This window comes from Bradyrhizobium sp. USDA 4538, from assembly GCF_024171045.1.
Classification (GTDB): Bacteria; Pseudomonadota; Alphaproteobacteria; order Rhizobiales; family Xanthobacteraceae; genus Bradyrhizobium; species Bradyrhizobium australafricanum.
This window is the reverse complement of record NZ_JALJZE010000001.1, coordinates 6,024,378-6,038,283: the sequence shown is the minus strand read 5'-3', so window position 1 is coordinate 6,038,283 and position 13,906 is coordinate 6,024,378. Positions and strand designations below refer to the sequence as shown.

Sequence of the window (13,906 nt, the reverse complement as noted above, 5' to 3'; positions counted from 1 at the left end):
CGCGATTGGCAAGGTAACATCGGCGTGAGTGTGTCAATGTGTCGGCGATATCAGCTATTCACGCGACCGGGCGCAGCCCGCGCGCCGATGCGATGCACTCAGCCCGGCGACAACGGCACACTTTCGTAGCCCGGATGAGCGAAGCGATATCCGGGGCCGCGTCACGCTCAGTGATGAACTGCCGAGATTGGTCCCGCATGTCGCTTCGCTCATGCGGGCTACGAAGAACAAATGACGCCACCTAATGCGCGTCGCCGCCGCTCGCGGTCATCGACGGCGGCTTGTTGACGAACAGCACCAGTAGGCTGAGCGCGACATAGTCCGTAGCCCGGATGAGCGAAGCGATATCCGGGGCCGCGTCACGTTCAGTGATGAACTGCTGAGATCGGTCCCGCATATCGCTTCGCTCATGCGGGCTACAAATGACGATCCACCAACTCTCCTCACTCAGGACGTTCGCCAAAACTTCCGCCTTCTCCCGCATCGCCCGCCCAGTCGAATGGCAACACGCCCTCCCTCACATAACGATGAAACGAGGAATGCGGCCAATCGCACACGCGCCGGACCAAGCCATGCTTGACTGGGTTGAAATGGATGTAATCAACGTGCCGCGCGAAGTCATCTTCATCGCGGATTGTGTGCTCCCAAAATCGCCGCTGCCAAAGCGCCAGATCACCATTCGATCGACGCTTCAGCTCGATCGAGGCAGCAAGCAACCGGCTGCTGAAGTGTCCTTTGATCCGACGCCAACGACCTGCAAAATCGGAATCGCCTTGCGGCAGTGTAAGGATCGCGTGGAGGTGATCGGGGAGCACCACCACTGCGTCGACGGAGAACGGATGTTCGCGCCGGGCGGTACCGAACGCATCCCGCAACGCCGTGATATGATCCACGAGTAGGCTGGATCGCCGGTCATCGAGTGTGACCGTAAAGAAGAACGTACCGCCCGGGATGAAGTTGCGTCGGTATCTGACCATGCCCCAGCTCCCGCAGCATTCCCGCATATCGCTTCGCTCATGCGGGCTACGATGCCAGAATATTGCAGATTAGCAGACGCTTGCGTCAATACAGATCAGCGCCTGGGATCTCGAAGCTTCGTAGCCCGGATGAGCGAAGCGATATTCGGCGCCGCGTCACGCTCAGTGATGAACTGCTGAGATCGGTCCCGCATGTCGCTTCGCTCATGCGGGCTACGATGTTAGAATATTGCAGATCAGCAGATGCTTGCGTCAATACAGATCAGCGGTTGGGATCTCGAAGCTTCGTAGCCCGGATGAGCGAAGCGATATCCGGGGCCGCGTCACGCTCAGTGATGAACTGCTGAGATCGGTCCCGCATGTCGCTTCGCTCATGCGGGCTACGATGTTAGAATACTGCAGACTAGCAGACGCTTGCGTCAATACAGATCAGCGCCTGAGATCTGGAAGCTTCGTAGCCCGGATGAGCGAAGCGATATTCGGCGCCGCGTCACGCTTAGTGATGAACTGCTGAGATCGGCCCCGCATGTCGCTTCGCTCATGCGGGCTACGAAAACCGATGACACCTAATGCGCGTCGCCGCCGCTCGCGGTCATCGACGGTGGCTTGTTGACGAACAGCACCAGAAGGCTGAGCGCGACATAGAACAGCGACAGCATGAAGAAGGCGTCGCCATAGCCCATCACCGCGGCCTGGCGGTGCACGATCTGCGAAAGCTGCTTCATCGCCATGACGGCGGAATCGCCCATGCCCTGCATGCGTTGGGTGAACATGTTGAGGGTCTCGACCGCGGTGGTGTTGCCCCAGGTCACGCGGTCATGCAGCCGCGAGATGTGCAGATCGGTGCGGTCGTTGAGCACCTCGTTGATGACGGCGAGCCCCACCGCGCCGCCGAGGTTGCGCATCAGGTTGAACAGGCCGGAAGCGTTCTTGACGCGATCCTGCGGCAATGTCGCGAGCGCGATGTTGTTGGTCGGCACCATGGCGCACATCATGCCGATGCCGCGCAGGATCTGCGGCAGCAGCAGCTCGTAGAAATCATAGTCGCGGGTGATCCAGGTCATCTGCCAGGAGCCGAGCGCGAAGGTCACGAGGCCGAAGGCGATGATGTAGCGCAAATCGACCTTCTGCATCAGCCGCCCGACCACCGGGGCCATCAAGAACATGGTGACGCCGGAGACGAACATGGTCTCGCCGATCATCAGCGCGCTGTAGCCGCGAACCTCCGCGAGATAGCGCGGATAGACGTAAGTCAGGCCATAGAGCCCGATGCCGATGCAGAACTGCAGCACGCAGCCGACCGCGAAGTTGCGGTTACTGAAGGCGTAGAGATCGACGATCGGCTCCTCCGCGGTCAAGACGCGCCAGAAGAACGCGACCGCCGAGACGAAGCCGATCGCGGCGCAGACCGCGACCGAGGTGTCCTGCAGCCACTCGTACTGCGGACCCTCTTCCAGCACATATTCGAGCGAGCCGAGGAAGCCGCCCATGAAGATCAGGCCCCACCAGTCGAAGCGCTCGAGCAGCGCGAAGTTTGGTTGGTCGAAATCAACCAGCGCCAGCACGCCTGCCGTGATGATGACGCCAGGCACGATGTTGATGAAAAACAGCCAGTGCCAGGACATCAGATCGGTGATGTAGCCGCCGACGGTCGGGCCAACGGTCGGCGCCAGCGTCGCGACGAGGCCGATGATCGGCGCCACGATGTGGAACTTGGTGCGCGGGAAGATCGTGTAGGCCGAGGCGAACACCGTCGGGATCATGCCGGCGCCGAGAAAGCCCTGCAGCGCGCGCCACAGGATCATCTGCTCGATCGAGGAGGCGAAGCCGCACAGCAGGCTCGAGGCGGTGAAGCCGAACGCCGAGATCGCGAACAACAGCCGCGTGCCGAGCGCGCGCGACAGGAATCCGGACAAGGGAATCGCGATCACTTCGGCGATCAGATAGGCGGTCTGCACCCACGACACTTCGGTCGAGGATGCCGACAGGCCGGCCTGGATCTCGGACAGCGAGGCCGAGACGATCTGGATGTCGAGGATCGACATGAACATGCCGAACACCATGATGATGAAGGCAACCAGCCGCTTCGGCTGGATGCGCTCGGACTCCGGGGCGCCGGTCATCATCGAGGGTGAAGCAGTGGTCGTATCAGCCATGGGCTCATCGGCTCCGAGCCTCGGACTCTGTCCGAAGCTTCAAGACATCACTGCGGATGGATCATCATCGGCGCGTCGAGATCGGTTTCGGCGTCGGCATCGGCCGCGCCCTCGCGGGTGTCGACGGTGGTGTAGACCGACATGCCGGCGCGCAAGAGGCCCTGCTTGGCGACGCTGGCAGGCACGCGGATGCGGACCGGCAGGCGCTGCACGATCTTGGTGAAGTTGCCGGTGGCGTTGTCGGGCGGCAGCAAGGTGAACACCGAGCCTGCCGCCGGCGAAATGCTGTCGACGAGGCCGGTGAACTTGCGGAAGCCGTAGGCGTCGACCTTGATCGTCACGCGCTGCCCGGTGCGGATGCGCTTGAGCTGGGTCTCTTTATAGTTGGCGTCGATGTAGACGCCGTCGAGCGGCACCACATTGCCGAGCCGCTGACCGACATTGATGTAGTCGCCGGTGTTGACCAGGCGGTTGGAGAAGGTGCCGTCGACCGGCGCGCGGACGTTGGTGAATTCGAGATCGCGCTCGGCCTTGGCGAGCTGGGTCTGCAATTCGGCGAGCTGGGCGCGGGCCTCGGCCTGCTGCGCCTTGGTCACCTCGACATTGTCCTTGGCGGCATCATAGGCCGCCTGCGCGGATCGCACGCTGGCCGCGCCCTGATCGCGGCCGGCCTCCGAGACTTCAAAGGTGGCACGCGAGGCAAAACCCTTGGTGCTGAGCGCCTGCTGACGATCGAAATCGAGATCGGCGCGCTTCAGGCCGGCCTGCGCGGACACGAGCTGGGCCTGCGCCTGCTCGACCGAACTCGCCGCCGCCGCAACCTGGCGGCCGATGCGCTCGATCGTCGCCTGCTGGGTCGCGATCCTGGTGCGCGCGGCGTCGGCCGCGATACGGTAGTCGCCATCATCGATCCGGAAGATCACGTCGCCTGCGCGCACCAGCGCGTTGTCGCCGGGCAGGATCGCCGCGATATGGCCCGCGACGCGCGCGCCGAGCATGGAGTTGTTGGCGCGGACATAGGCATCGTCGGTCGAAACGTAGAAGCGCCCGACCATCAGGTAATAGGCGGCATAGCTTGCGGCAGCGAGCGCGAGCAGGCCGACCACGCCCATCATCACGAATTTGCGCTTGCCGGATTTCGGCGCCGGCGCCGCAGTGGACGAAGCCGCCGGCTGCTCGTGCGCAGACGCGGGCGGCGCCTCCGCGGGACGCTTGGCTTCGTCAGCACGGCCCTGCTCGCCGAGATCGGCGGATGCATCGCGCGCGATCGCGTCCTCGGCCATCTCAGGCTCGGAACGAACAATGCGTGCAGCCTGATCCCGTGCTGCGGCCATGGCCGAGGCTCCCCACAAAAATCTTGACACGCGCGATGGCGGAATAAGGGCCGTGCGGCGCATCGTCACTCCCAAGATACCATTGACCGAACGGTTCGGTCAATATACATTCCCGCCCGCTAGATTATAAAGCTTCGATTCTTCCCTTTCCTACTTTGGGTTGAGTTCTTTCCCGAGAAGCTAAATCAATGGTTGCAGCGCCCCGAACCTCCCTCCAGTCCGTCGGCGAGGAGGAATCGTCGAAACGCCGCCAGATCCTGGACGGCGCCCGCAAGGTATTCCTGGAGCTCGGCTTTGACGGCGCGAGCATGGGCGAGATCGCGCGCGCTGCCGGCGTCTCCAAGGGCACGCTCTACGTCTATTTCCCCGACAAGGCCGGGCTGTTCGCGGCGATCGTCGAGGAGGAAAAGCTCGAGCAGGGCAAGGTCGCCTTCAATTTCGATCCGGCGCGCGACGTCGACACCACCCTCCCCGAATTCGGCCGCGCCTATGTCGCGGTGTTGTGCCGGCCCGGCGGCGGCTCGGCGATCCGCACCGTGATGGCGATCGCCGAGCGGATGCCCGAGCTCGGCAGCCGGTTCTACACCCACGTCATCGCCCACACCGTCGACCGCTTCGCCGCCTATCTCGAGGCGCGCGCCGCGCTCGGCGAGCTCGTGATCGACGACTACCAGCTCGCGGCCTGGCAATTCATGCAGATGTGCCAGGCGACGCTGTTCCAGGCGTTCATCTTCCAGGCCAAGCCGTCGCCCTCGCCGGAGCGGATCGCAACCGTCGTCGACAGCGCGACGCGCGTGTTCTTCGCGGCGTACCGGCCGAAGGCCGGGTGAGATCGACGTCTTATCGCGGACCAGCGCGCTCTTCGTCCCGTCATGCTGAGGTGCTCGCGTAGCGAGCCTCGAAGCATGCGCGGCCCGGCTGGTGGCCGTCGTGCTTGAGACGGCCGCGGAGTTTATCATCGGGCCGCGCTTTGTGCGGACTCGTTGGCAGCCTCATCAACATGACGGACGTACGTTCTTTAGATCGTCACGGGGGGTATTGTTCTCCAGCCGTCGATGTGCACGATCAATAACTCCAGCACGACGAGGCGATCGACCATGAACGACCTCACCATCCGACAGATGCAGCCGGACGAGATCGCGCTCGCGGTGGACTGGGCCGCGGCGGAGGGATGGAATCCTGGTCTCGCAGATGCGCCCTGCTTTGCCGCCGAGGACCCGCAGGGCTTCTTCATCGGCCAGCTCGATGGCGAGCCGGCCGCGGTGATCTCCTGCGTCAATTACGGCGCGCAATTTGCCTTCCTCGGCTTCTACATCGTGCGTCCGGATCTGCGCGGCCGCGGCCATGGCCTGAAGATCTGGAATGCGGCCATCGCGCATGCGCGCCCGCGCGTGATCGGGCTCGATGGCGTGGTGGCGCAGCAGGCGAACTACCAGAAGTCCGGCTTCGCGCTCGCTTACGCCAATGTGCGCTACGGCGGCACTGTCGCCGCACCATCCGCGCCGAGCGACGGCACCGTCGCGCTGATCGATCTGCCGATGGCGCTGATCGAGGCCGATGACGCCACTGTGTTTCCCGCACCGCGGCCGGCATTCCTGCGCGCCTGGATCAACACGTCAGGACATGTCGGGCGCGCGCTGATGCGCGACGGCAGGCTGGCCGGCTGGGGCGTGATCCGCCCGTGCCGGACCGGCCGCAAGATCGGTCCGCTGGTTGCCGATGACCGTGCCGGCGCCGAGGCCGTTGTCGCGGCATTGCTCGCGAGCGCGGGCAGCGGCGAGGTCTTCCTCGATGTCCCCGCGGTCAACCGCGACGCCGTCGCGCTGGCGCAAGGCCTCGGGCTGTCGCCGGTGTTCGAGACCGCGCGGATGTATACCGGCGCGATCCCGCCACTCCGGATCGATCGCGTGTTCGGCGTCACGACGTTCGAGCTCGGTTAGAGCGAGAGATTTCGGAATATTAGAAATATATCCGTGAGTTGCCCGACGTGTCAAGTGGCTAGGTCGAACGCCTGCCACCGCCGGCTCCTTTGCATGGGGTTGTTTTCGATATTTTCGCAACGCGCCTCCCCCGCAAGTGCCCGCAAGCGGGAGAGGGAGCGCGGCTGCAATTCAAACCCGAGCTAGTTCGCCGCCGCGTTGACCTCCGGCGTAGCGACGTTGTCCTGCTCGACCTCCTCGGGCAGGCCGGCGAAGCGCCGCAGCGCCTTCGCCATCTTCACGCGGCCGGCAACGCCGGTGATGATGACGTCGACCATCACGAACGACGAGTGGAAGTGGCCCTGCGCCTTGAGCTGCTCGACCTTGACGCCGGCCTTGGCGAGCGCGTCGCCATAGGCGATGCCCTCGTCGCGCAACGGATCGAACTCGCTGGTCGCGATGAACGTCGGCGGCAGGCCTTCGAGCTTGCCGCGCAGCGGCGCGACGCGCGGGTCGGTGCGGTCGGCCGGCGAGCAGTACAGGTCCCAGAACCAGTACATCAGCCCGCGGGTCAGGAAATAGCCGGTCGCGTTGTCGACATAGGACGGCCGGTCGAATGTGGAATCGGTGACCGGACAGATCAGGAGCTGGCCCGCGATCTCGGGCCCGCCGCGATCGCGCGCGAGCTGGCAGGTGACGGCCGCAAGGTTGCCGCCGGCGCTCCAGCCCGCGACCAGCAGCGGCCCTGCCCTGCCGCCGAGCTCGGCGCTATGGGCCGCGATCCAGCGCATCGCCGCAAAACCGTCCTCGGCCGCGGCCGGGAAGCGATGCTCGGGCGCATGGCGATAGCCGACGCTGACGACGATCATGCCGGTGCGCCGGCACAGGTCGCGGCAGAACGGATCATCCGACATCTCGTCGCCGAGCACCCAGCCGCCGCCGTGGAAATACACCACGATCGGATGCGGCCCAGACGTCGTCGGCCGGTAGAGCTTGTACGGCAACGGACCGTCCGCGCCCTGCAGCATGCCGCCGCCTACCTCGCCGACCGGGCGGCCAAAGGGGCGGCCCTTGTTGAACTCGGTGAGGAAGTCGCGCGCGCCCTGCGCCCCCATCGTCTCGAGCGGCGGCAGGTTCATCTCGCCGAGCAGGTTCAGCACCAGCCGCACATCCGGCTGCAAGCGCACGATCTCGCCGTCATTGCATTGCTCGGCAACGCCGGGACCCGAGAGCTTGAAGCCGAGCATGCCGCGGCCGACCACCTCGTTGCAGATGCTGCGATACGGACCGACGCCGCCCGTATAGGGCATCACGCCCTGCGGCTTGCCGGGCACGTTGGCGCCCGTGTACCAGGTGTTGGCGAGCCGGTGCAGCGTCAGCGTCGCGCAATCGGCCATGTGCCGTTCCCAGCCGGCCTGCGCGGTCTCGGTCGCTTCCATCGTGGTGAAGCCGGCGTCGCGCAGCGCGGCGATCCGCTCGACCACCCAATCGACATGCTGCTCGATCGAGACAGCCATGTTCGACAGCACCGACGGGCTGCCGGGGCCGGTGATCATGAACAGATTGGGGAAGCCCGCGACGGTGACGCCGAGATAGGTCTGCGGTCCGTGCGCCCAGACATCCGACAGCGACTTGCCGCCGCGGCCGGAGATCGGATGCACCGCCATGATCGCGCCGGTCATCGCGTCGAAGCCGGTGGCGAACACGATGACGTCGACGTCGAACTTGCGTCCGTTGGTGAAGATGCCGCTGGTGGTGATCCCCTTGATCGGCTCCTGCCGCAGATTCACCAGCGTCACGTTCGGACGGTTGTAGGTCGCGTAGTAGTTGGTATCGAGGCAGGGACGCTTGGCGCCGAACGGATGATCGTGCGGGGCGAGCGCCGCCGCCGTCTCCGGATCCTTGACCACGGCGCCGATCTTCTCGCGGATCAGGTCGGCGACCAGTCTGTTGCCGTCGACATCGACCGCCTGGTCGGCCCAGAGCTGGGTCAGGATGTGGACGAGGTCGCCCGCCGCCCACGCCTTCTCGAACCGCTCGCGGCGCTCGGCGTCGCTCAATTGCCAGCTCACCACGGTCTGCTGCGGATAGGGCACGCCGGCCATCGACCAGCGCGCCTGGTCGCGATAGGCAGCACGGTCGCTCTCGAAATAGGTCTTGCGATCCTCGGGCGCCGGGCCGTTGCCCGCGGGCAGCGCGAAGTTCGGGGTGCGCTGGAACACGGTGAGCTGCGCGGCCTGCTCGGCGATCAAAGGAATCGACTGAATGCCCGACGATCCGGTGCCGATCACGGCAACGCGCTTGCCCTTGAGATCGACGCCCTGATGCGGCCAGCGGCCGGTGAAATAGATCTCGCCCTTGAAGTCCTTGACGCCGTCGATCTCCGGCGGCTTTGGCGACGACAGGCAGCCGGTCGCCATGATGTAGTAGCGGCACGAGACGTTGGCGCCGTTGTTGGTCGAGATCTGCCAGCGCGAGGTCGCATCATTCCAGGTCGCCTGCGTAACCTTGGTGCCGAACCTGATGTCGCGACGCAGATCGTAACGGTCGGCGACGAAACCGAGATAGCGCAGGATTTCCGGCTGGGTCGCGTATTTCTCCGACCAGGTCCAGGCCTGATCGAGCTCGGGATCGAAAGTGTAACTGTAGTCGATGGTCTGGATGTCGCAGCGCGCGCCGGGATAACGATTCCAGTACCAGGTGCCGCCGACGTCGGCACCCTCTTCGAGCGCGATCGCCGAGAAGCCCGCCTTGCGCAACCGATGCAGCAGGTAAAGTCCGGCGAAGCCGGCGCCGACCACCGCAACGTCGACCTGCTGCGTGGTTCCGCTCTGCGTGGAGTCTGAAGCGCGTGCTGCAACTGCTGCGTCTGGCATGCCATTCCTCCGGTATGTTTTGATTTGACGGAAGGCTAGCCCTGCGCCTTCAGTTTGTCATCACGACAAACGCAATCAGAGGTCGCCGCAATTGTGACGCCCGCGGCCTGGAGCGCGCCGCGCAGCGCGTAGACGCAACTGGTGACGTAAGTTGTGGCGACGCAACGGGTACGAACGGCGCCGCACACTTTGATGTCGTCCCGGCGAAAGCCGGGACCCATACTCCGCGGCGGATGTTGTGGACGGGACTCGTCATTTCACCGATCCGCAACGATAACCGTCGGTGGTTATGGGTCCCGGCTTTCGCCGGGACGACGGCGAACATTTGGAGCCGCTTGTGAAGCTCGAGCTCACTTGCTCCTCAGAGTCTGACTATGAGTCAGACCCTGAGGATGACGGGTTAGCAGTTGCCTCAAATCGACCGCATCAGGCCGCCGTCGACGCGGATGCTCTGGCCGGTGATGTAGCCCGCGCCGTCGGAGACGAGGAAGCTGATGGTTGCGGCGATCTCCTCCGCCTTGCCGTAGCGCTTCATCGGCACGCTGTCGCGGCGCTCGTCGGTTGCCGGGAGGCTGTCGATCCAGCCCGGCAGCACGTTGTTCATGCGCACATTGCTGGCGGCGTAACTGTCGGTGAACAGTTTGGTGAACGCGGCGAGCCCGGCGCGGAACACCGCCGAGGTCGGAAACATCGCGCTCGGCTCGAACGCCCAGGCGGTGGAGATGTTGACGATCGCGCCCGACTTCTGCGCCTGCATGCGAGGCGCGACGAGACGCGTCGGGCGGATCACGTTCATCAGGTAGACGTCGAGACCGGTGTGCCACTGCTCGTCGGTCAGTTCGAGCACACCCGCGCGCGGGCCGTGGCCGGCGCTGTTGACCAGCGCATCGATGCGGCCCCAACGCTCCACCACGCCGTCGACGGCGCGTTTCAGATCATCGTTGGAACGGTTCGAGCCGGTGAAGCCGAGGCCGCCGAGCTCCTTTGCCAGCGCCTCGCCCTTGCCCGACGACGACAGGATCGCAACGCGGAAACCATCGGCCGCGAGGCGCCGCGCCGCCGCCGCTCCCATGCCGCTGCCGCCTGCGGTAACGAGCGCGACCTTCTCCAAAGCCATGACCTGATATCCCTTCTTATTGCTTCGTTCGAGGCGACCCTATCACCGCCGATCGCAGCGCGCGACATCGCTCCTGCTTTGCGTCACCGGACGAAATGCGGCATGGTGACCGACATCGTTCTCCGGTACGCAGTATTCACATGACATCCCTCCTTCGACACCTTGTCATCGCCGCCGCACTGCTGTTCGCCGGTCCCGCACTCGCGCAGACCCGGTCCATCACCGTCGCCTCGACGACATCGACCGAACAGTCCGGCCTGTTCGGCTATCTGCTGCCGCGGTTCTCGGAGACCTCGGGCATTGCCGTGAAGGTGGTCGCGGTCGGCACCGGACAGGCGCTCGACATCGGACGGCGCGGCGATGCCGATGTGGTGTTCGTGCATGATCGCGTGGCCGAAGAGAAATTCCTGGCCGAGGGCTTTGCGACCAGGCGATATGACGTGATGTACAACGATTTCGTCATCGTCGGCCCGAAGGCCGATCCGGCGCATATCGCCGGCGAAAAGGATGTCGCGGATGCCCTGCGCAAGATCGCTGCGACCAGTTCGGCCTTCATCTCGCGCGGCGACCACTCCGGCACGCACGAGGCCGAGCTGCGGCTCTGGAAAGCGGCCGGCGTCGATCTCGGCTCAGCGAAGGGCCAGTGGTATCGCGAGATCGGCCAGGGCATGGGTCCGGCGCTCAACATGGCATCCGCGTCGAATGCCTATGTGCTGTCCGACCGCGGCACCTGGCTGTCGTTCAAGAACCGCGGCGAGCTCGCCGTGCTGACCGAAGGCGACCGGCGGCTGTTCAACCAGTACGGCGTGATGCTGGTCAATCCGGCCAAGCACCCGACGGTGAAGGCCGCGGACGGCGAGGCCTTCATCGACTGGCTGGTCTCGCAGGCCGGGCAGTCGGCCATTGCCGGCTACAAGGTCGGCGGCGAGCAGCTATTTTTCCCCAACGCCGCGCACTAGCAGAAACGCGATCGTGCTGACGCTGACGCTCAGCGCAAGCAGGATGACGCCGAGCCCGAGGCCGAGCGCCAGCTCGCCCTTGCTGGTCTCGAGCGCAATCGCGGTCGTCATCGTTCGCGTATAGCCGCTGATATTGCCGCCCACGATGATGATGGCGCCGACCTCCGCGATGGCGCGGCCGAAGGCGGCGAGGAACGCGGTGAGCAGCGAGGCGCGGCCGAGCGAGAACACCAGCGCAAGGCTGCGCAGGCGGGACAGGCCGTCGGTGCGGATCAAATCGGCATATTCCGCCCACAGCAGCGCGACCGGACGATGCACCAGCGCAACCACGATCGGCGTCGCCAGGATGACCTGCGCCACCACCATCGCCGTCGGCGTGAACAGCAGCCCGGCGAAGCCCAGCGGTCCGGATCGCGACAGCAGCAGATAAAGCCCGAGGCCGACCACGACCGGCGGCAGGCCGAGACAGGCATTGGCGAGCACGATCACCACCTGCCGTCCGCGAAACCTCGATATCGCAAGCCAGCCGCCGATCGGCGCGCCGATCAGAAGCGCGAGCAGGCTCGCCAGCAGGCTGACGCGCAACGACAATGCGACGATCCCAAGCAGGACCGGATCGCGACCGGCTATCAGCGATGCCGCCGCCGTGATCGACTGTGCGAAATCATTCATGCCGGCACGTTTTGCCCGCACAACGTGCGCATCGTCAAATCGCAGGAACGATCAGTCGCTCAGGCCGGCGCGCCGTTCTTGAGCAGCTTGGCCACGGCCGCGACCAGTTCGTCGGGCGAGAACGGCTTGTTCAGCAGCACGCTGTCCGGCACGCCCCGGGTCGGCCACTCGTCGCCGCCGCCGCCGGTGATGTAGAGCACCGGGAATGACGGGTCGATCTCGCGGGCGCCGCGCGCCACGCGCCAGCCGTCGAGCCGGCCGAGCAGGCGGATGTCGGTGACCAGTGCTGAGTATTTGGTGCGGAACGCCTTCAGCAGCGTCAACGCTTCCTCGCCCGAGCCCGCGATCGCCGGCTCATAGCCGCCGTCCCTCAGGGCGTCCTCTACCATCATCTGAAGATCACGATCGTCTTCGATGACGAGAATGATCGGCGCGTCTTGCAAAGCTATCCCCCAGAAATCAGCCGGGTGCGCCCGGCTCCGAAGCATATGCAGCATAAAAGTGGCTACCGTTTGCACGGTGTCACCCAGTAAAAATACGGGTATCAGACGCGTCCCTATTCGTCGGCGAATTCGTCTTCTTCGTTGACCCCCGCCTTACCCCGCGGGGCCGGCTTTCTGCCGCCGAGCGATCCTGTGACATAAGGTTCGCGCGTTGCATAGGGGTTACGGCCGCCGGCACGCGCCGCGACCTCCTCGCCCGAGACGGCGGCGGGCTGGCAGATCAGACGCCGGCTGGCCCGGCGCATCAGATCCACATGGATGTGGTCGTAGTGATAGACGTTGGACCCCGGCGCCAGCACCGTGGTGAATTGCTGGCAGGCGGCGGCCTGGACATCGCGCAGAAAGCCCTGCTCCTCCGGCAGGCCCCTCCAGCCATCCTTCACGGTGATGCGGCGACCGTCAGCCAGCGTGAAGGCTGCGATGTCGAGCGCATTGCCGAAGGCGTGCTCGGAAATATGCGCGTGCGAATTGCCGTTCATGCCGCGGCAGGAATAGGCCGAAATCTGCTTGATCTCGACGACGCGCGCGCCGAACCAGCGCTGCGCCGCCGGCTGTACGGAATCGGCGAGCCAGCGCTCGAGCACCGAGACGATCGGGCACGCCAGCGTTGCCGCCGGCTTCACTGCGACCGGGCCGACCGTCACCACCGGATTGCCGCTCGAGGGACCGAGCCGCGGCGGCGGTGGCGCGCCGGGCGGCTGCTGGGAATACGGTGCCGGTGAATAGGGCGCGGCCGCGCTGTCGCGCTGCGGATTGGATGGCAGGCCGGGATAATAAGGTCGCTCGCCCCTGGCGTCGGGCGAGCCTTCCGGCGGCAAATCGATCTCGTCCTGCTGCGGCGGAACGCCGGGCGCCGACAGCGAGACCGGCCCATTCTGACGGCTGCCATAGCCCGGCTCGTTGCCATAGCTCGGCTGGCCGACGGCCTGATTGGAATACGGCGCCTGCGCGGGCGGCGGAGGCAGCTGGCGGTTGATCGGCCAGCGCGGCTGGTTGCCGACTGATGCCGGCGGGCGCAGGCTGTCGTCGGCAAATCCGTAAGCCGAACTGGCTTCACCGAGCGCGGCGACCTTGAGCGGGAACTCGGCGCCGCAGACGCCGGGACCGGAGATCGGATCGATGCGGACGAGGTCGGCGCTCTCCTTGACCGCGCCCGACTTCAGGCATGCGGCCTCGGCCTCGGCCCGCCACGGTTCGCGCTCGGCGGTCTGAAACAGACCGCGACCGCAACCAGCAAGCGACACAAGGACAAGGGAGCCGACGAGATACAAACGAACTCCACGCGTCATGGCGCGGAGGTTCTGCGAATTTGATTAAAGACTCTTCAACGCATTTCGATGCGTTGTTTTCAGCTGTCCTTAACCATGCAGCGGAACCCGGCAGGGCAACACGC

At 65.2% G+C, this 13,906-nt stretch carries 12 protein-coding genes; 3 read left to right on the top strand and 9 right to left on the bottom strand.

The genetic code is table 11. The features are described from left to right. Positions 1 to 241 precede the first annotated feature (241 nt). From J2R78_RS27340 to J2R78_RS27325, 4 genes are all read right to left on the bottom strand, one after another. Positions 242 to 397 carry a hypothetical protein gene (locus J2R78_RS27340; protein ID WP_253607539.1) on the bottom strand — a complete coding sequence of 52 codons (156 nt, stop codon included), beginning with the start codon at positions 395 to 397 and terminating at the stop codon, positions 242 to 244. A 46-nt stretch (positions 398 to 443) separates the two neighbouring features. Continuing rightward, on the bottom strand, positions 444 to 977 hold the full coding sequence (locus tag J2R78_RS27335; RefSeq protein ID WP_253607538.1) for a transposase: 534 nt from the start codon (positions 975 to 977) through the stop codon (positions 444 to 446). Positions 978 to 1,543: 566 nt separating this feature from the next. Beyond that, entirely contained in the window at positions 1,544 to 3,133 is a 1,590-nt protein-coding gene (locus J2R78_RS27330) for a DHA2 family efflux MFS transporter permease subunit (RefSeq protein ID WP_076824108.1), read from the bottom strand. A gap of 47 nt (positions 3,134 to 3,180) precedes the next feature. After that, positions 3,181 to 4,467: an HlyD family secretion protein gene (locus tag J2R78_RS27325; protein ID WP_253607537.1), complete on the bottom strand. Its 1,287-nt coding sequence runs from the start codon at positions 4,465 to 4,467 to the stop codon at positions 3,181 to 3,183. A gap of 188 nt (positions 4,468 to 4,655) precedes the next feature. On the opposite strand from J2R78_RS27325, the gene J2R78_RS27320 reads away from it, so the two are divergent. Together J2R78_RS27320 and J2R78_RS27315 are read left to right on the top strand one after the other, a co-directional pair. Continuing rightward, complete coding sequence (locus J2R78_RS27320; RefSeq protein ID WP_057014977.1) at positions 4,656 to 5,297, top strand: TetR/AcrR family transcriptional regulator; 642 nt, start codon at positions 4,656 to 4,658, stop codon at positions 5,295 to 5,297. A gap of 267 nt (positions 5,298 to 5,564) precedes the next feature. After that, positions 5,565 to 6,407, top strand: a complete 843-nt coding sequence (locus tag J2R78_RS27315) for a GNAT family N-acetyltransferase (protein WP_253607536.1) — start codon at positions 5,565 to 5,567, stop codon at positions 6,405 to 6,407. Between the two features lie 182 nt (positions 6,408 to 6,589). Here J2R78_RS27315 and J2R78_RS27310 read toward each other — a convergent pair whose 3' ends face one another. Then, positions 6,590 to 9,262, bottom strand: coding sequence for an alpha/beta hydrolase fold domain-containing protein (locus tag J2R78_RS27310; protein ID WP_253607535.1), 2,673 nt, complete (start codon positions 9,260 to 9,262; stop codon positions 6,590 to 6,592). A 412-nt stretch (positions 9,263 to 9,674) separates the two neighbouring features. Next, a complete protein-coding gene (locus J2R78_RS27305; RefSeq protein ID WP_253607534.1) occupies positions 9,675 to 10,379 on the bottom strand; it encodes an SDR family oxidoreductase in 705 nt (234 codons plus the stop codon). A gap of 140 nt (positions 10,380 to 10,519) precedes the next feature. Here J2R78_RS27305 and J2R78_RS27300 point away from each other — a divergent pair, with 140 nt between their 5' ends. Next, entirely contained in the window at positions 10,520 to 11,338 is an 819-nt protein-coding gene (locus J2R78_RS27300) for a substrate-binding domain-containing protein (protein ID WP_253607533.1), read from the top strand. Here the strand turns inward: J2R78_RS27300 and J2R78_RS27295 are convergent. From J2R78_RS27295 to J2R78_RS27285, 3 genes are all read right to left on the bottom strand, one after another. Beyond that, complete coding sequence (locus J2R78_RS27295; RefSeq protein WP_016845814.1) at positions 11,312 to 12,010, bottom strand: ABC transporter permease; 699 nt, start codon at positions 12,008 to 12,010, stop codon at positions 11,312 to 11,314. The two genes, J2R78_RS27300 and J2R78_RS27295, sit on opposite strands and share 27 nt — an antisense overlap. Positions 12,011 to 12,069: 59 nt before the next feature. After that, positions 12,070 to 12,453, bottom strand: a complete 384-nt coding sequence (locus J2R78_RS27290; protein WP_050425581.1) for a response regulator — start codon at positions 12,451 to 12,453, stop codon at positions 12,070 to 12,072. A gap of 113 nt (positions 12,454 to 12,566) precedes the next feature. Then, positions 12,567 to 13,802 carry an extensin family protein gene (locus tag J2R78_RS27285; RefSeq protein WP_057014972.1) on the bottom strand — a complete coding sequence of 412 codons (1,236 nt, stop codon included), beginning with the start codon at positions 13,800 to 13,802 and terminating at the stop codon, positions 12,567 to 12,569. Positions 13,803 to 13,906: the final 104 nt, after the last annotated feature.

Excerpts from the sequence above, each read along its gene's own strand:
- J2R78_RS27340 (WP_253607539.1), bottom strand. The coding sequence starts at position 397 with ATGCGGGACCGATCTCAGCAGTTCATCACTGAACGTGACGCGGCCCCG.
- J2R78_RS27300 (WP_253607533.1), top strand. The coding sequence starts at position 10,520 with ATGACATCCCTCCTTCGACACCTTGTCATCGCCGCCGCACTGCTGTTC.
- J2R78_RS27315 (WP_253607536.1), top strand. The coding sequence starts at position 5,565 with ATGAACGACCTCACCATCCGACAGATGCAGCCGGACGAGATCGCGCTC.
- J2R78_RS27325 (WP_253607537.1), bottom strand. The coding sequence starts at position 4,467 with ATGGCCGCAGCACGGGATCAGGCTGCACGCATTGTTCGTTCCGAGCCT.
- J2R78_RS27320 (WP_057014977.1), top strand. The coding sequence starts at position 4,656 with ATGGTTGCAGCGCCCCGAACCTCCCTCCAGTCCGTCGGCGAGGAGGAA.
- J2R78_RS27335 (WP_253607538.1), bottom strand. The coding sequence starts at position 977 with ATGGTCAGATACCGACGCAACTTCATCCCGGGCGGTACGTTCTTCTTT.
- J2R78_RS27310 (WP_253607535.1), bottom strand. The coding sequence starts at position 9,262 with ATGCCAGACGCAGCAGTTGCAGCACGCGCTTCAGACTCCACGCAGAGC.
- J2R78_RS27295 (WP_016845814.1), bottom strand. The coding sequence starts at position 12,010 with ATGAATGATTTCGCACAGTCGATCACGGCGGCGGCATCGCTGATAGCC.
- J2R78_RS27285 (WP_057014972.1), bottom strand. The coding sequence starts at position 13,802 with ATGACGCGTGGAGTTCGTTTGTATCTCGTCGGCTCCCTTGTCCTTGTG.
- J2R78_RS27330 (WP_076824108.1), bottom strand. The coding sequence starts at position 3,133 with ATGGCTGATACGACCACTGCTTCACCCTCGATGATGACCGGCGCCCCG.
- J2R78_RS27305 (WP_253607534.1), bottom strand. The coding sequence starts at position 10,379 with ATGGCTTTGGAGAAGGTCGCGCTCGTTACCGCAGGCGGCAGCGGCATG.